This window comes from Pedobacter sp. 10L46_2, from assembly GCF_056395165.1.
Genome location: NZ_JBFTIZ010000122.1, coordinates 1 through 18601, shown reverse-complemented (window position 1 = coordinate 18601; position 18601 = coordinate 1). Strand labels below are relative to the sequence as shown.

16 protein-coding genes are annotated in these 18601 nt (G+C 38.9%); 10 read left to right on the top strand and 6 right to left on the bottom strand.

The annotated features are described in order from the left end of the window. From AC1DDX_RS14480 to AC1DDX_RS14465, 4 genes are all read left to right on the top strand, one after another. The coding region (locus AC1DDX_RS14480; protein ID WP_477622195.1) for a ribonuclease E/G at window positions 1-623 on the top strand (623 nt) is incomplete at its 5' end. A gap of 99 nt (window positions 624-722) precedes the next feature. Then, the gene (gene radA, locus AC1DDX_RS14475; RefSeq protein WP_337718239.1) at window positions 723-2099 is read left to right on the top strand and encodes a DNA repair protein RadA; all 1377 of its coding nucleotides are present in this window, start codon (window positions 723-725) and stop codon (window positions 2097-2099) included. A gap of 443 nt (window positions 2100-2542) precedes the next feature. After that, window positions 2543-3100, top strand: a complete 558-nt coding sequence (locus AC1DDX_RS14470) for a LemA family protein (protein WP_172659218.1) — start codon at window positions 2543-2545, stop codon at window positions 3098-3100. Further along, a complete protein-coding gene (locus AC1DDX_RS14465) occupies window positions 3100-4065 on the top strand; it encodes a DUF3137 domain-containing protein (protein WP_337718237.1) in 966 nt (321 codons plus the stop codon). The genes AC1DDX_RS14470 and AC1DDX_RS14465 overlap by 1 nt, the downstream gene beginning before the upstream one ends. A gap of 40 nt (window positions 4066-4105) precedes the next feature. On the opposite strand, the gene carB is transcribed toward AC1DDX_RS14465, so the two are convergent. Then, complete coding sequence (gene carB / locus AC1DDX_RS14460; protein ID WP_048907899.1) at window positions 4106-6922, bottom strand: carbamoyl-phosphate synthase large subunit; 2817 nt, start codon at window positions 6920-6922, stop codon at window positions 4106-4108. A gap of 218 nt (window positions 6923-7140) precedes the next feature. Then, complete coding sequence (locus tag AC1DDX_RS14455) at window positions 7141-7458, bottom strand: peptidase associated/transthyretin-like domain-containing protein (RefSeq protein ID WP_172659220.1); 318 nt, start codon at window positions 7456-7458, stop codon at window positions 7141-7143. 154 nt (window positions 7459-7612) lie between these two features. Between AC1DDX_RS14455 and AC1DDX_RS14450 the strand changes: the two genes are divergently transcribed. The 6 genes from AC1DDX_RS14450 to AC1DDX_RS14425 all read left to right on the top strand — a co-directional run bounded on the left by AC1DDX_RS14450 (window position 7613) and on the right by AC1DDX_RS14425 (window position 13993). Beyond that, window positions 7613-8134 (top strand): hypothetical protein, encoded by a 522-nt coding sequence (locus AC1DDX_RS14450; RefSeq protein WP_172659221.1) that lies wholly within the window; start codon window positions 7613-7615, stop codon window positions 8132-8134. Window positions 8135-8207: 73 nt separating this feature from the next. Next, window positions 8208-8822, top strand: coding sequence for a nicotinamide riboside transporter PnuC (gene pnuC, locus AC1DDX_RS14445; protein ID WP_337718235.1), 615 nt, complete (start codon window positions 8208-8210; stop codon window positions 8820-8822). Then, window positions 8806-9333 (top strand): AAA family ATPase, encoded by a 528-nt coding sequence (locus tag AC1DDX_RS14440; protein ID WP_288884034.1) that lies wholly within the window; start codon window positions 8806-8808, stop codon window positions 9331-9333. The genes pnuC and AC1DDX_RS14440 overlap by 17 nt, the downstream gene beginning before the upstream one ends. A gap of 207 nt (window positions 9334-9540) precedes the next feature. After that, on the top strand, window positions 9541-12015 hold the full coding sequence (locus AC1DDX_RS14435) for a TonB-dependent receptor (RefSeq protein ID WP_477612027.1): 2475 nt from the start codon (window positions 9541-9543) through the stop codon (window positions 12013-12015). A gap of 4 nt (window positions 12016-12019) precedes the next feature. Beyond that, window positions 12020-12652 carry a thiamine phosphate synthase gene (locus AC1DDX_RS14430; protein WP_337718232.1) on the top strand — a complete coding sequence of 211 codons (633 nt, stop codon included), beginning with the start codon at window positions 12020-12022 and terminating at the stop codon, window positions 12650-12652. Between the two features lie 66 nt (window positions 12653-12718). Next, a complete protein-coding gene (locus tag AC1DDX_RS14425; RefSeq protein ID WP_337718231.1) occupies window positions 12719-13993 on the top strand; it encodes an MFS transporter in 1275 nt (424 codons plus the stop codon). A 2-nt stretch (window positions 13994-13995) separates the two neighbouring features. Here the strand turns inward: AC1DDX_RS14425 and AC1DDX_RS14420 are convergent, their stop codons facing one another. From AC1DDX_RS14420 to nagA, 4 genes are all read right to left on the bottom strand, one after another. Then, complete coding sequence (locus AC1DDX_RS14420; protein WP_477622194.1) at window positions 13996-15747, bottom strand: ABC transporter ATP-binding protein; 1752 nt, start codon at window positions 15745-15747, stop codon at window positions 13996-13998. 83 nt (window positions 15748-15830) lie between these two features. Continuing rightward, complete coding sequence (gene frr / locus AC1DDX_RS14415) at window positions 15831-16394, bottom strand: ribosome recycling factor (protein ID WP_048907907.1); 564 nt, start codon at window positions 16392-16394, stop codon at window positions 15831-15833. Between the two features lie 40 nt (window positions 16395-16434). Then, window positions 16435-17142 carry a UMP kinase gene (gene pyrH / locus AC1DDX_RS14410; protein WP_172659226.1) on the bottom strand — a complete coding sequence of 236 codons (708 nt, stop codon included), beginning with the start codon at window positions 17140-17142 and terminating at the stop codon, window positions 16435-16437. Between the two features lie 23 nt (window positions 17143-17165). After that, window positions 17166-18287: an N-acetylglucosamine-6-phosphate deacetylase gene (gene nagA / locus AC1DDX_RS14405; RefSeq protein ID WP_337718229.1), complete on the bottom strand. Its 1122-nt coding sequence runs from the start codon at window positions 18285-18287 to the stop codon at window positions 17166-17168. Window positions 18288-18601 lie beyond the last annotated feature (314 nt).

Sequence of the window (18601 nt, the reverse complement as noted above, 5' to 3'; positions counted from 1 at the left end):
ACCTTGTTGTTGAACATACTGAAGCGCTTCATGTTATTGATGTAAACAGCGGAAACAGAACAGCCAGCAAAGAGAATCAGGAAGACAATGCCTTGCAGGTGAATAAAGAAGCCGCCAAGGAGATTGCCCGCCAACTTCGTTTAAGGGATATGGGTGGTATTGTAGTAATCGATTTTATCGATATGCACAAGCCTGTTAACCGTAAAATGTTGTTCGACTATCTTAAGGATCTGATGTTACTGGATCGTGCTAAGCACACCATATTGCCGCCAAGTAAGTTTGGCCTTGTTCAGATCACACGTCAGCGTGTAAGGCCCGAAATGAACATTGTAACCAGTGAGAAATGCCCTACCTGTGACGGTACGGGGGAAATTAAGGCCAGTATTGTTTTAATGGATGACATTGAAAATAACCTGACCTATATTTTGCAGGAGCAAAACGAAAAAAATATTACGCTTTGTGTACACCCGTATATTGAAGCTTTCATTAAAAAGGGCTTTATCTCTTTACAGTGGAAATGGTTTTTTAAATTCGGACAACGAATTAAAATCAGATCAGTCTCGTCTTATAATTTGACTGAGTTTCACTTTCTTTCTTCAAAAGACGAAGAAATTAAATTGTAAAAATTAACTTATTAACTAAACAGGCCCGATTTCTTAGAGATCGGGCCTGTTTGTTTTAATAGAATTAAGCATAAATTAGTAGAATTAAATTGTAATCAATTGGCTAAAACTAAATCAGCATATTTCTGCCAAAGTTGTGGGTATGAATCAGCGAAATGGCTAGGGAGATGTCCTTCATGCAATGAATGGAATACCTTCGTCGAAGAAATCATAGAGAAAACAAGCACTAAGGTACCTTCCTGGAAAACATCCACCGGCATCCAACGCTTAAATAAACCATCCAAAGTTGATGACATCCAATCGATAAGCGAAGAAAGAACTTTAACAGGTGATCTTGAGCTCGACAGGGTTTTGGGTGGAGGTTTAGTTGCCGGCTCTGTAATACTGATTGGAGGTGAACCAGGAATCGGTAAATCTACCCTGATGCTGCAGCTGGCCTTAAATATCTCTGGCAAAAAGATTCTATATGTTTCCGGAGAAGAAAGCGAACAGCAAATTAAAATGAGGGCTGAGCGCATTACTACCACACCTAAAGCTGATTGCTACATTCTAACTGAAACCTCTACTCAAAATATTTTTAAACAAATTGAAACGCTTGAACCAAATATTATCATTGTTGATTCTATACAAACACTTCACTCGGCCAATATTGATTCAACCCCTGGAAGTGTATCTCAGGTAAGAGAGTGCACTGCAGAATTACTCCGGTTTGCAAAGGAAACTGACACCCCTGTATTTTTAATTGGCCATATTACCAAAGACGGCACCATTGCCGGACCAAAAATTCTGGAACATATGGTTGATACCGTTTTGCAGTTTGAGGGCGACAGGCATCATGTATATAGAATTTTGCGCTCTATCAAGAATCGTTTCGGGGCCGCTGCCGAACTAGGAATTTACGCAATGCACAGTACGGGTTTGCGGCAAGTTTCCAATCCTTCCGAAATTCTGTTATCACAACGTGATGAAGAAATGAGCGGAATCGCAATTTCGGCCACCTTAGAAGGCGCAAGACCAATGTTAATCGAAACACAGGCATTGGTTAGTGCCGCAGCCTATGGAACTCCTCAGCGATCTGCAAATGGCTTTGATACTAAAAGAATGAACATGCTTCTTGCCGTACTCGAAAAAAGGTGTGGTTTTAGATTAAGTACCCGTGATGTTTTCTTAAACATAGCCGGTGGAATTAAAGTTGAAGATCCGGCAATTGACCTGGCCATTATGGTTGCAATAATCTCCTCGCATGAAGATATAGCTATATCTTCTAAAATCTGTTTCGCAGCAGAAGTTGGTCTATCAGGAGAGATCAGAGCAGTTAACCGAATTGAACAACGCATCCTTGAGGCAGAGAAGCTTGGGTTTGAACGGATCTTTATTTCTAACTATAATTTAAAGGGTCTTATTCTTGATCGATTTAAAATTGAATTGACCCCTGTAAGGAAGATTGAAGACGTATTTTCATTGCTATTTGGGTAACCAAGCGTGGAACTGCCGTGTATATTTGCCATTTAGTTTCTACACATTGGGGATATTCTTTCCCTCTAAAAAATTTGGCACATTTTCAGTAAAATCACACATACCGCTATATATAAGGCAGTTACCCTTAAAAAAGAAGACATATAACAGATTGGCCTACTAATTGCAATTACCTACATGTTATCAGTCATTTATGAATGGTAATAAACAATAGGGATGATTATCCTCGTTATCGTAAGATAGCGAGGATTTTTTCATTTTAAGCCAAAGGAATTGTACTTTTAGAATAATTAAAAAGGTTCTCCTTTTTAATATTGATTGATTAAACCCTGTCTTCTCCGAGACAGGGTTATTTATTCCATTTTTTTCGTAAATAATTTTAGCTTGAGCATGTTAAATTTTAATATATTTAAATATTAATTAACCTCTTAACCCTTATCATAATGATTATTGCCGCTATTATCATCGCTGTGCTACTAATTTTTGGAATCGGCATATACAATTCGCTGATCGGCAAAAAGAACCAGGTAGCCAATGCTTTTTCTGCAATTGACGCCATGCTTAAAAAACGATTTGATTTACTTCCAAACTTAATTGAGACTGTAAAACAGTATATGCAGTATGAAGGAGATCTGTTAACCAAAGTGGTAGAATTGCGTGCCAAAGCCGCGAGCCCAAACTTAAGTAATGAGGAAAGATTAGACCTGGATAAGCAACTTGGCTCAAGCGTTAAAGGCTTAATGGTAAACGTAGAGAATTATCCGGATCTGAAAGCAAACCAGAATTTCCTGAACCTACAAAGCACCTGGACAGAGAGCGAAGAACAAATTGCAGCCGCAAGAAGAGCTTACAATTCCTCAGTTACCGATTACAACAATGCAATTATGATGTTCCCGGGAAGCATTTTTGCCGGAATGATGAACTATCAGCCAATTGCTGTACTGGCAAACACAGAGGAAGAACGAAAAAATATAAGTGCAAAAGATCTTTTTAATAACTAATGGCAGAAGAAACTGCAACAGGGGCCTCTTTACAAATCATACTTAATGAACTCGAAATACAGAGAAAAAAGGTTTCCGATATAAAAACAAAGGCCTACCTGTTTCTTGCAGGTGGAGTAATACTTATAGCAATCGGCGTTTTACTTGGGAGCCTCATGATTGCGGGAGCCATAAGTGGCGGCGCATCCATAATTACTTCTATTGTTCTTTTCAGTAATTCCAGCCAAAAGTTTAATGACTATAGGCATGAATTTAAGCAAAGAGTGGTAGCTACGGTATTAAAGTCCATAGATCCAAGTTTAGAGATCGAATATAAGTATGGGTTACCGGAAAGCGATTTCATTAATTCTCAGCTATTCACTCAACGCCCGGATAGATATAGGAGTCAGGATCAAATTTATGGCAATGCAGGAAAAACAAGGTTCTCTTTTTCTGAAGTTCATGCAGAATACAAAACCGAGACACAAACAAAAAACGGACGACAAGAGCATTGGCACACCATCTTAAAGGGAATCGTATTTTGTGCCGATTTCAACAAACATTTTAATGGCCTAACAGTAGTTAAGCCAAAGGATATGGGAAGCGCGCTGGGCGCCTGGATATCCGATAAAATGCCGATCTTCTCCTCATCAAGTAAACAGCTTGTAAAGCTGGAAAATATTGAATTTAACAAGGCCTTTGTTACCTATTCAACTGATCAGGTAGAAGCCAGATATATTCTTACTCCTGCAATGATGGAAAGATTATGCGAGCTAAACGACAAAAGCGCTGCTACAATCTCTGTATCTTTTATTGGTTCTTACGTTTACATAGCTTTCCCTTTAGAAAAGGATTACTTTGAACCTCCGGTATTTAAAAGCCTGCTTACCACCAAATCATTAGATGAAGACCTAAGCATCGTTCGCTTTATGTATGCAATTATTAGCGAACTGGATCTTAACACTAGAATTTGGGGGAAAGAATAAAAAAGGAGTTAATAAAAAAAGTCCCTTTCGGGACTTTATATTATTTAGATAAATACATTGATTTTTCTTTAACAAGCTGTCTGAAGTAAGGATCTTCAGTGTCTTTGATAAATCTGATGGACTCCCCTGTCGACTTCATTTCCGGTCCCAATTCTTTAGTTACCTCAGGGAATTTGTAGAAAGAGAAAACAGGCTCTTTAATCGCATAACCTTCCAATTTACGCTCGATGGTAAAATCTTTCAGTTTATTCACACCTAGCATCACTTTAGCAGCAATGTTGATGTAAGGAACATCATAAGCCTTAGCAATGAAAGGAACAGTTCTCGACGCTCTTGGATTGGCTTCAATTACATATACTTTTTCGTCTTTAACTGCAAACTGAATGTTTAACAAACCGATTACATTTAAGGCTCTCGCAATCTTTTTAGAGTAAGTCTCCATGTCGTTCATTACCTTTTCAGACAAACTGAAAGGTGGCAATACAGCACTAGAGTCTCCAGAGTGAATACCAGCCGGCTCGATATGCTCCATCAATCCAACAATATGAACATCTTCGCCATCACTGATCGAATCCGATTCGGTTTCTTCCGCTCTGTCCAGGAAGTGGTCAATCAGTACGCGGTTACCCGGAAGGTCACCTAATAATTTAACAACGGCCTTTTCAAGATCTTCATCGTTGATCACGATGCTCATCCCCTGTCCACCCAATACATAACTTGGTCTAACCAATACCGGATACCCCACTTCATTTGCTACAACTATTGCTTCTTCAGCATTTTCTGCAACACCATATTTTGGATACGGAATGTCTAATTCTTTGAGCAAGTCAGAGAAACGTCCCCTGTCTTCAGCAACATCCATATCGTTATAAGAAGTGCCAATGATCTTTATGCCGTTTTCCTGGAGCTTCTCAGCCATTTTTAAGGCTGTCTGACCACCCAATTGAACAATAACACCTACTGGATCCTCCAACTCGATGATTTCACGTACATGCTCCCAGAATACCGGCTCAAAGTATAGCTTATCAGCCATATTAAAGTCTGTAGACACCGTCTCAGGGTTACAATTGATCATGATTGCTTCAAAGCCACTCTCTTTCGCGGCGAGCAAACCATGCACACAAGAGTAATCGAATTCTATACCCTGACCAATACGGTTAGGACCAGATCCCAATACAATTACTTTCTTTTTATCTGAACGAAGGGATTCATTCTCTTCTTCAAAAGTAGAGTAGTAATAAGGTGTTTGTGCAGCAAACTCAGCAGCACAAGTATCCACCATTTTATAAACACGTTTGATGCCTAATGACTTCCTGCGCTCATAAACTTCGTCTTCAGTTACATTTCCTAGCAGATAAGCAATCTGAATATCAGAGAAACCTTTCTGCTTTAAAGTAAAGAAGAAATCTTTAGGAATATTATTTAGCGAATAACGTTTCAATTCTGTTTCCAGCTGAACCAATTCATGTATTTGTGACAAGAACCATTTATCAATACGTGTAACTTTACGGATTGACTCTAATGGTACACCCATACTCATGGCATCTTTAATCAGGAACAAACGATTCCAGCTTGGATGCTCAAGACCATGCATAATCTCTTCAATACTGCGGCTATGTTTACCATCAGCACCTAAACCAGCTCTGCCAATTTCCAAACTCTGACAAGCTTTTTGTACCGCTTCAATAAAAGTACGTCCGATGGCCATTACTTCACCTACAGATTTCATCTGCAAGCCCAACTCCATGTTCGCTCCTTTGAATTTATCGAAGTTCCAACGGGGAACTTTCACAATCACATAATCAAGTGTTGGTTCGAAATATGCAGATGTAGTTTTTGTAATTTGGTTTTCCAGCTCATCCAGGTTATAACCTATAGCAAGTTTAGCAGCTATTTTAGCAATCGGATAACCTGTAGCCTTACTGGCCAATGCCGATGAACGCGAAACCCTTGGGTTAATCTCGATTGCAATGATCTCGTCGTTATCCGGATTTACAGAGAACTGTACATTACAACCACCTGCGAAGTTTCCGATCGCGCGCATCATTTTGATCGCCTGATTACGCATATCCTGGTAGCAACGATCAGACAATGTCATGGCAGGTGCCACAGTGATCGAATCGCCTGTGTGAATACCCATTGGATCGAAATTTTCAATAGAACAGATGATGATTACATTGTCATTACTGTCCCTCAACAACTCCAATTCGTATTCTTTCCAGCCTAAAACAGCTTGTTCTACCAATACCTCATGTGTTGGAGAAGCCTCAAGTCCGCGTTTTAAAGCCTGGTCAAATTCTTCTTTCTTGTGTACAAAACCACCACCAAAACCACCTAGGGTATAAGAAGGGCGAATTACCAAAGGATAACCAATCTCCTGAGCAGCTTCTTTACCTTCTAAGAAAGAGTTGGCAATTTTTGAAGTTGCAACCCCTACGCCTATATCAACCATTAACTGGCGGAAGGCTTCACGGTTTTCCGTTTTTTCGATTGCAGCAACATCAACACCAATCACCCGCACGCCATATTTCTCCCAAATTCCACGTTCAGAGGCCTCAATACAAAGATTCAAAGCCGTTTGACCACCCATGGTAGGCAGTACAGCATCTATTTTACGTTCTTGTAAGATCTGCTCAATAGAATCTACTGTCAATGGCCATAGGTAAACATGATCACCGATTACTTTATCGGTCATAATGGTTGCAGGATTGGAGTTGATGATCGAAACTTCAATCCCTTCTTCCTTCAAAGATAGGGCGGCTTGCGATCCTGAATAGTCAAATTCACAAGCTTGACCAATAATAATTGGTCCTGATCCGATAATTAGTACTGAGCGTATCGAGGTGTCTTTAGGCATAAGGCTTTAAAAAGTCTAAAGTTATAAGGGTAAAAAATGCAATTATTGTAGACTGGAATCGTCTTAGAGATTTCTTTGATATCATTAAAGATCCCCGACTCTTCTGTCGGGATGCAAAGTTACGCTTTTGAACGTTAAAAATCAGGTATTTTTTCAAAAACCCTTATAAACTGAAAAAGGGGCTAAATGGCCCCCTTCTCTGCGTTTAATCTATAGAGTTATTGTTCAAGTTTTATTTCCCCAACGTCGGTTACAGTGCTATCAACCACAGCAACGTTCTCAACTGACTTGTCTTTATACGGTGGTTTAGCTTTAACCCATACGGTGTAGGTACCTGGTTTTACATTATTAATGGTAAAACTACCACTACTAAGATCACCTTTTATGGTATCTGTTCCTGCTACGGCAACCACTTGCACCGCACCACTATCAGGAGATACTTTACCTTTGATTCCGCCATCCTTAATGGTAACGAAAGCTAATAACAACAACGAAAACGCTGCAATTACTAAAAAATTCACACTTAACTTTTTCATAGGAATTTGAATTTGCTGACTAAAGAAGCCTCCACAACTCCTGTTAGACCTACAGTTATTCCAAATATCTGTATATAATTAACTACAAAATCACCTGCCGTGGTGCATAAAAACACTTTTTTTGTGATGGAATAACATTTGCATATTCTCAACTATGAAAAAGATATTACCATTTTTATTTGCAATCACTGTAATTCTGGCTGGTTGCGGAACAGTACAATCTATTATTAAATCTACATTTCCTTACACCGCAACAATAGTTATCCCTGCCTCAAGCAAAAGCGATACGCCTATCTCTGCAAAATCTGCGGCAACAAGTTTTGATGATGTTTTTGGAAATAAAAACGGAACCAATTATATAAAAGAAATTAGAATTGCCTCTGCAAAAATGATCGCCAGCAATCCTAGCAACAAAAGCTTAGGCATGTTTAAGTCTGTAAAGCTTTTTGTATCAAATGAAAACGGTGGCGAGGTCATGGTTGCGTCAAGAAGTGATATACAAGAGAACATTGGCTCTGAACTTGCGTTAGATATAGACAATTCAAAGTTTTTGGACGATTACATAAAGGGAACCAGTCTCCGTGTAAGAGTTGAATATGTTTTAAGAAATAACACAAGCGCTGATGTAAGCATAAGAACATCAATAGGCTTTACTTCATCACCTAAAGCGCAATAAAAGATAAATAGTTTGTTTGGTTTACTATCCGGCATGGAATTCTTCCTGCCGGATTTTTTTTTACTTTTGGTAAATGTTTGATGTTCTAAAGGATAGTTTCACTCAGTTATTTTTACAAACAGGTTTACTGGAATGGCTAGGTGTTTTCACTGGTATACTATGTGTATGGCTTGCCGCCAAAAACAACATATACAATTGGCCCATTGCTATAGTAAGTGTAGTTATCTATATTTTCATCTTCTTCGAATCAAAACTGTATGCCGATATGGGTCTGCAGTTTTACTTTTTCGCGATGAATGTCTACGGCTGGTATTTCTGGAGCAAGAACAGAAATAATCCCGAAGCATCGCGACCAATTACAGTCATTACCAAAAAGGAAATTATGCTTTCCATTTTAGGTGTAATTATTTTTACGTTAATACTGGGCTTTGTACTTAAAAAGAATACAGATGCCTCGTTCCCCTTTTTAGACAGCTTTTGTACGGCCTGTAGTTTAATAGCCCAGATATTTCTTGCAAGAAAGGTATTACAGAACTGGCTGATCTGGATTTTTGTCGATATCATATATGTTGGCATGTACGTTTCAAAAGACCTATATGCAACAGCAGTTATGTATGCATTATATGTTTATATTGCCTCTGTAGGCTATTTAGATTGGAGGAAAACCCACCGTGAACAAACCCATTAAAAAGATAGCCATTGTTGGCCCGGAGAGTACTGGAAAATCAACCATTACCCAGCAGCTTGCAAAACACTTTGATACCTTATGGGTACCTGAATACGCAAGGTATTACTGTGCGGCATTAACCGAACCATGCAATTTGCAGGACGAGGTAAACATGTTTCATGGGCAATTGGCACTCGAAGACTCCATACTAGCCATAGCCGAAAAAGACCTGGTTTTCTGTGATACAACCTTTATCACTGTAAAAATATGGAGCGATGAAGTTTTTGGAGAAACCCCTCAGATTGTTCTTGATGCACTCCCTAAATACAATTACGATTTATACTTGCTGATGGATATTGACCTACCCTGGCAAGAAGATCCTCTTCGCGATTTCCCGCATAAACGAGAACATTTTATGCAGGTATGGCATCAGGAGCTTAAAGCCTTGAACGCAGTATACGTTAAAGTTGGCGGTCAGGGAGAGGATAGATTAAATAACGCAATTACAGCAGTTCAAACATTTTTACACTGATAAAAAAATCAATACCTTTGTACCATCAAAAAGGGGTGCCTTGTTTTGTAAAAAACACGAAAACAGGCTGAGAGCATACCCATTATATCTGTTTACAGATATATGCACCTGATCCGGATAATGCCGGCGGAGGGATTGGAGTTATGGAGTTTAACTGGGCTGTAAGTACCCCTTACTTACAGTGGTTTAACTAAAAGAAACAATAAAGTGAAAAAATTAATGATCACAGCGCTTGCTGTGTTGCTATTGCCGGTGTTGGTAAAAGCGCAATTCTCCATTTCGGGTACCGTATCCGAAAAATCAAATACTACATTACCTGGCGCTACTATTAAGCTAAAAAATAAATCTGCCGGAACAACTGCCGATAAACAGGGAAAATATCAATTAACCAATTTAAAAGCAGGTAATTATACGTTATTAGTAAGCTATCTTGGCTATCAAACAATAGAAAAGAGCATCACAATTAATGCCGATCAAACGCTCGATTTTGTATTAGTTCAATCGGCTTTTCTTGCCGACGAAGTTATTGTAAACGCAACCCGTGCAAATGAAAAGTCTGCAACCACTTATAAAAACATTAGCAAAACAGACATTGAACAAAACAACTTCGGACAAGATCTTCCTTTCATCCTAAACAACACACCAGGTGTGGTTGTTACCTCCGATGCCGGTGCAGGTGTAGGATATACAGGCATTAGAATAAGAGGCAGCGATGCGAGCAGGATAAACGTTACTGTAAACGGGATCCCATATAATGACAGTGAAAGCCAAGGTACATTCTGGGTAAACATGCCTGATTTTGCTTCATCTGTCGACAACGTACAAATCCAACGCGGGGTTGGAACTTCAACAAACGGAGCTGGGGCATTTGGCGGAAGTTTAAACATCCAAACTTCATCAAGCTCAGAAGTCCCTTACGCAGAAATAAACAACACTTATGGAAGCTACAACACCCTTAAAAATACTGTCAAAGTAGGTACCGGTCTTATTGATGGAAAATGGAGCTTTGACGGTCGTTTATCAAGAATCAAATCTGATGGATTTATCGACCGTGCGGCCTCTAATCTTAAATCATACTTCTTATCAGGTGCATATCATGGAAAAACCGATATACTACGTGTAAACGTATTTTCAGGAACTGAAGAAACTTACCAAGCCTGGAACGGTGTTCCTGAAGCTAAACTTAGAGGCGACATTGAGGGCTTAAAAGAACATTACAACAATAATCTCGGCTATCTGTACAACACCCAGGCAGATTCTTTAAACCTTTTCAATTCCGATAACAGAAAATACAATCAGTTCCTTTATAAGGATCAGAACGATAACTACAAACAAAACCATTATCAAGCTTTATACGCAAAACAGTTCAACGAACAATTGTCGTTCAACGGGGCATTACACCTAACCCAGGGCGAAGGATATTTTGAAGAGTATAAAAACAACCAGAAACTTAAAAACTATGGTTTGCCAAATGTTATAGCAGGCGGTTCAACTATTGAAAGAACGGATCTTGTTCGTCGTCGTTGGTTAGATAATAACTTTTATGGTCTTACTTATGCCTTTAACTACCAACCAGAATCTAATTTAAATTTCACACTGGGTGGGGCTTATAACCAATATAGAGGCAAACATTTTGGACAAGTAATATGGGCTCAATATGCATCAACATCAACCAACGATTATCATTACTATGATGGCAAAGGAGACAAGGACGACTTCAATAGCTACTTCAAAGTAAATTATAATCCGGTAACTCAGTTAAGCTTGTTTGCAGACTTACAGTACAGAAATGTGAAATATGATATTTCAGGAACTGACAAGAATCGCAAAAGTTTAGATTACAATAACAACTACAATTTCTTTAATCCTAAAGTTGGAGCTACCTATTTCCTAAACGAGTTAAGCAACTTTTACGCCTCATTTAGTGTTGCAAATAAAGAACCAAACCGCGATGATTTTACCAATTTAAAAGAAGGTCTGGCTGTTCCTAAACCAGAACGTCTAAACAATATAGAGGCAGGCTACCGCTTTAAAAACACAGATTTTAATGTCGGCGTAAATGCGTACGGTATGTTTTACAAAGATCAGCTGATCTTTACCGGCGAAATCAACGAATATTCTGATGCTTACCGTCAAAATGTAGACAAGAGCTATAGGATTGGCCTGGAGCTAGACGCTTCTTATATTATCAGTTCTCACTTTGCTGTTAATGCAAACGCAGCGTTCAGCAGAAATAAGATCAAGAATTATGTAGACTATGTATCAGAATATGATAACGATTTTAACCTGATTAATGTACAGGCTACAAACTATGCAAACCCGGATATTTCTTTCTCGCCAAACTCGGTAATATTTGGAGAGCTGGTTTACAAACTGGTGGCTGGCTTTGCTATTGCCTTACAAAGCAAATACGTGAGTAAGCAATACATGGACAATACTCAAAACGAAAGCCGTAAACTCGATGCTTATTGGGTAAACAATGCAAGGCTTGGTTACGACTTCAGTTTAAAAGGAATCAAAAACATAAACATAGGCCTGCTTGCCAATAACATTCTAAACAGAAAGTACGAAAGCAATGGTTATACCTACAGTTCAATTTACCCATGGGGAACCACAACAGAGAACTTTTACTTCCCTCAGGCCGGAACTAATTTCTTACTTTCGCTAAATTTGAAATTTTAATCCTATGAAGAAGTTCATCGAAAGACTACATTTTATTACACACGACATTGAGCCGTTAACCCATATCGAGCAGGCACAAATAGCTTGTGAGGCTGGGGCAAAGTGGATTCAATACCGCTGTTTAATTAAAAACGACGATGAGCTTTTAGTAGATATCAATGTGATTGCTGAAATCTGTGACGATTGGGGGGCTACCTTAATCGTTACAGATCACATTCACCTTAATGGCAAAGCCGATATACAAGGTTTCCATATAGAAGATATGGACGCTGATTTCACAAAACTAAGAGAACAATTAGGGGAAGCAGTAACTATCGGAGGCTCGTCAAACACAGTTGAAGGTTTAATCAGACTTGCAAAAGAGGGAGCAGACTATGCCGGCTTTGGCCCCTTCCGCGATACGACAACCAAGCCAAACAATGCTCCTCATATTGGTATAGAGGGATATAAAAAAACAATGGCCACCTTAAATCAAAATGGTATTATCTTACCTGTTTTAGCCGTAGGGGGTGTTACCGCCGATGATATAGAGGCACTTATGGAAACCGGTGTTTTTGGCATAGCAGCATCAGCCGCAATTAATCAGGCTGAAGATATGAGAGAAGCATATCTTACATTTTATGACAAGATTATGTAATTGCAAGAAAAATAATCTTAAAATTTATTTGTCTATCAACTACATTTGTTCAAAATATTTTTCCTTTTGGACAATACCGAAATCATAGAAAAACCAGATCCCTACGCTGCCCTTCGTTATAGAGAGTTCAGATCTTACCTCGGAATGCGTTTCTTTTTTACGTTCGCATATCAAATGCAAGCTGTTATTATCGGCTTTCACATCTATCATTTAACTAAGGATCCGCTTGCCTTGGGACTAGTGGGGCTCTGCGAAGCCATACCCGCAATTGGTATTGCACTGTACGGAGGATACGTTGCAGATAAATCAGAAAAAAGAGGCCTCTTACTCAAAATATTCTTCGGAGTATTCCTTTGTTCTTTAGTGATGCTAATTGCCACTACAAAGCAAATGCACGCATACGTACCAACAAGTTATATTGTGCCAATCATGTATTTGATGGTGTTTGGAATAGGTATAGCAAGAGGTTTTTTCAGTCCAGCAACATTCTCTTTAATGGCTCAGATCATTCCTAAAAAGCTTTATCCTAACTCAAGCACCTGGAACAGCTCGAGTTGGCAGCTGGCATCTATACTTGGCCCTGCGGCAGGTGGGTTAATTTATGGATTCTATGGCATAACCGTAACTTACAGTGTCATTATTATCTTTATCTCTATTTCACTGATCTGTATCTTCTTTTTAAAACCACACCCGCCAACTTATATACCAAAAGAAAGCATAGTAAAAAGCCTTACCGAAGGTGTCCATTTTGTATTTAAAAATAAAATGATGCTTGGTGCAATGAGTCTGGACCTGTTCTCTGTATTTTTTGGTGGAGCAGTGGCCCTTTTACCTGTATTTGCTAATGATATTCTTAAAGTAGGCTCAGAAGGCCTGGGATTTATGCGTGCTGCTGCTTCTGGCGGGGCTGTTATTACCATGTTAGCGATGACACGCTTCTCTCCTATGAACAAGCCATGGAGAAACCTTTTGATTGCGGTAACCGGTTTTGGAACCAGTATCATCTGCTATGGTCTATCTAAAAACTTCTACTTAACGCTTGCACTTCTCTTTGCAGAAGGCGCATTTGATAGCATAAGTGTAATCATCAGGTCTACCATTATGCAGTTGCTAACTCCAGATGACATGCGCGGCCGTGTGTCTGCTGTAAACAGTATGTTTATTGGCTCTTCAAATGAAATAGGTGCTTTTGAATCAGGTTTAACTGCAAAACTGATGAGAACAGTGCCTGCCGTAGTATTTGGAGGCAGCATGACCATTCTCGTTGCGGGCGTTACCTACCTCAAAACAAAAAACTTAACCAAGTTAACATTACAGGAAATAAACGAGCAGAATGTTTAACCTTAAACGATAGAGAACCTTTCACCCACCTGTTGTCTCCACATCGCATAGTACAAACCATTCTGAAGCACAAGCTCATCGTGAGTTCCCTGTTCAATTACATTCCCTTTTTCCAATACATAGATCCTATCGGCGTGTTTAATTGTCGATAAGCGGTGGGCAATTAATATCGTCATGTGGTTATCTATATCAGAAACCTCTCTTATTGTTGCTGTAATTTCTTCTTCCGTTAAAGAATCCAACGATGAGGTTGCCTCATCAAAAACCAGGATATCCGGCTTGCGCAATAGTGCTCTGGCAATAGACAAACGCTGCTTTTCACCTCCCGAAACCTTCACTCCACCTTCACCAATCATGGTATCCAAGCCTTTATCCGCTCTGGCCAATAAGTTCTGACAAGCTGCCTGATGTAATACCTTCATACACTCCTCATCGGTTGCCTCAGGCCTTACAAACTGCAAATTCTCTCTTATTGTTCCAGAAAACAATTGCGTATCCTGCGTTACAAAGCCTATTTTCTCTCTCAATTCATCTAGATCTATGTTCGTAGCCGTAACTCCATTGTACTTAATGGCTCCTTCCTTAGGCTCGTACAACCCTACCAGAAGTTTAACAAGCGTAGTTTTACCAGAGCCCGATGGCCCTACAAAGGCAATCGTTTCTCCAAGGTTCGTTTCGAAATTAATGCTATTTAAGGCGTTAGTAGAGGCCGATTGGTGCTTAAAGCTAACCTCATCAAATTCTAATTTTTTGATTTTAGCAATTGATGCCGGATTATCAGGTTTCTTATCTTTTGGAATAGACATGATCCGCTCAAAATTATTTAGCGATACCTCCGTTTCCCTGTAAACATTAATGATATTACCCAATTCCTGCAAAGGACCAAAAATAAAGAACGAGTAAATGAATAGTGAGAAGAACTCACCCACCGTAATTCTTCCTGCAAAGATCAGGTACATCATCAAAAAGAGCAGCCCGTTACGCAACAGGTTCACAAACGTTCCCTGGATAAAGCTTAAACTGCGGATGTATTTTACCTTTTTAAGCTCTAGTCCTAAAATCTTCGTGGTTGTAGTATTTAACCTGTTTATTTCCTGTTTGGCAAGTCCCAGACTTTTTACCAGCTCAATATTACGCAGCGATTCTGTGGTAGAACCTGCAAGTGATGTTGTTTCTGCTACAATATTCTTTTGAACTTTTTTAATCCGTTTACTTAAAAACGAACTTAAAAACCCAAGTAAAGGAATAGAAGAAAAATACACCACAGCTATAACCCAATATACAGAGATGGCATAAACCGTCACAAAAATGATCCCGATAATACTTGTAAACAAAACATTTATTACCGCCTGAACCAGTTTCTCAGTATCAATCCTAACTTTTTGTAAAATACCTAATGTTTCTCCGCTGCGCTGATCTTCAAAAACCTGATATGGCAGTTCCAAAGAATGAGCAAGACCATCGGAATATATTTTAGCTCCCAGTCTTTGCGTAATCACATTTACATAATAGTCCTGAAAATTCTTGGCGATGCGGGAAACCATTGCTGCTCCCATAGCCAATAAAATAAGTACCCCGGCACCCTTTATAAACTCATCAGTAGTATAATGCTTATAGTTCGTTACATACTTATCAATGATCAGGCGAAAAACATAGGGATCAAGAAAAGAAAATATCTGATTAACTGCAGCCAGAAACAAGGCCAGAAATATCAGACCTTTATAGTTTTTTAAAGAGCTGAATAAGATTTTCATAAATAAAATTTGTTAAAAATAAACAAAGGGAATGAAGCATTACTTCCATTCCCTTTAATTTACGTATAAATTATAATCCTGACCTAAACAGTCATGATATCCTTTTCTTTTGCTTCGGCATGTTTATCGATTTTTACAATGTAAGCATCGGTAATTTTTTGAACTTCAGCCTCACCTGTTTTGATCTCATCATCAGAAACACTTTCACCTTTCAATTTCTTAACCTTTTCGTTGGCATCTTTACGGATGTTACGAACGGTAATACGACCTCTTTCAGCTTCCTCTTTAACCTTTTTAACTAAATCCTTTCTACGCTCTTCAGTTAAAGGAGGAACTACCAAACGGATAATAATACCATCGTTTTGAGGGTTAATACCTATGTTTGCTTCCATAATTGCACGTTCAATAGGAACTAGCAAAGCCTTTTCCCAAGGCTGTATAAGCAATGTACGAGCATCTGGAGTGTTGATACTTGCAACCTGGCTTAAAGGAGTAGGATTTCCGTAATAATCAACCATAATACCATCCAGCATACCAGCAGAAGCCTTTCCTGCACGAATTTTCGTCAGTTCCGACTCGCAGTGCAAAATGGCTTTTTCCATGGTAGCCTGAGCATCTTGTAATTGTTTCTTTATGAGGTCATTCATGATGTGTAAAATTTAACCAAACTTATATAAAATATTGCTATTAGTTTTTAACAAGTGTACCAATGCCATCGCCATTTGCGATTTTCATGAAATTACCTGCTTTGTTCATATCAAAAACAATAATTGGGAGTTTATTTTCTTCGCAAAGCGTAAAAGCAGTCATATCCATTACGTTTAACCCATTAGCATAAACTTCTTTAAAAGTAATTTCTGAATATTTAGTAGCTGCAGGATCTTTCTCCGGATCAGCGGTATAAATACCATCAACACGGGTTCCTTTTAAAACAACATCTGCTTTTATCTCAATTGCGCGTAAAGCAGCTGCAGAATCAGTAGTAAAATAAGGATTACCAGTACCTGCTCCAAAAATCACCACACGTCCTTTTTCAAGGTGACGTACAGCTCTTCTGCGAATAAAAGGCTCACAAATCTGCTCCATTTTTATTGCAGTAAGCAATCTTGTTTTAAGACCTACTTTTTCAAGCGCATCTTGCAAGGCCATACTGTTAATTACTGTGGCTAGCATACCCATATAATCGGCTTGAGCACGGTCCATCCCAGATTTTTCAGCACTTAAACCTCTAAAAATATTACCACCACCAATAACAATTGCTATTTCAAGGCCTTTGGCATGTACCGCCTTAATGTCTTCAGCATACTGCTTTACAACCTCATTATCAATACCATACTGCTTATCGCCCATTAGCGATTCGCCACTTAATTTCAATAGGATCCGTTTATACTTCATGACTCCAAAAATAACTATTTGTTTTAATTAATAAGGCTCAAATGTTCAACTCCCTCTGCAAAAACTTTTAACAGCTCTAATTTTTCAGAAAGCAGGACCAAATTCGCCTTATTTCCAACCTTTAAATCGCCCAGTTTAGCATCCAATTCAATCAGCCTTGCCGGGTTTAGTGTGGCTAAATTCAAGGCTGCTGCCAATGGGATGTCGCAATACGCCACACAGTTTTGTACCGCTTGTAACATTGTTATGTTAGATCCAGATAAAGTTCCATCTGAAGTAATGAATTTCTCACCCGAAAGCTGATGCTGATAAGGCCCGATATTACATGAAGTAACCGCATCAGTTATCAAAAAAATTCTTTCACGGAGCAGCTTGTAGCTCATTTTTACAATTTCAAAATCCACATGATTTCCATCTGCAATAATGCTTGCCATTGCCTTAGGGTGACTAAATACCGCGGCAGGCAAATTCGGTGATCTATGATGTATAGAAGGCATTGCATTAAACAAATGCGTTGTGGTTTTAAAGCCCATATCATAAGCTGCAGTAGCTTGCTCAAAATTGGCATCACTATGCCCCAGCGATAACACGATATTATTATCTAGCAGGTAATTGATAACCTCATCGTCCTGAAGTTCGGCAGCAATGGTCATCATTTTTACCGTACCATCTGCATATTCAAGTAACCTTTTTACCTCATCAAGGGAGGCTTTGCAAATGTATTTCTCAATATGGGCTCCTCTGCGTTTTGCATTAATATAAGGGCCCTCCAAATGTAAGCCCAGAAAACCCCTGGCTTCGCTACGATAAGCTTTTGCTGCAGCGATAGATTGATGAACAACCTCCGGAGTGTTAGTTGCTACACAAGCTAAAAAGCTTGTAGTTCCTTTACTTAGCAGATCCAAATCCATTTGACTTAGCGTGTCTGCTGTTGGGTAAGCAGAAAAAAGGTCCTTTCCACTGCCATAAATCTGAAGGTCAATAAAACCAGGACTTAAATAGTTTCCTTCGGCATCTACAATTTCATATCCGACTGGAATCTCTTCGCTGCTGATTTTAACGATCTCACCATTTTCAATTAAGACATTCTGACCTGCAACTTGCAGCCCATCCGCAAAGAACTTACAATTTTTAATAGCTAACATACAAATACAATTATGCCCCAAACTTATATAAAAGTTTTTATTAGAACGTTTCCTGAATAAAAAGAAAAAAAGAGAGCCGCTGCCGTCATCTCGACGATAGGAGAGATCTCTTGATCAAGAAATAACCATAAATCAAATTAGCATAACCAAGAGATCTCTCCTATCGTCGAGATGATTGTTATGACTCATGCAAGTATTTTTTAATATAATTTATGCCGCAATTAATTGATTACTGACATAAGGTTTCTGATGACTTACCACTGCAACCACTCTTAGGGCAATCTTATTTCTTATTGCATTTAAGATGCTCATGG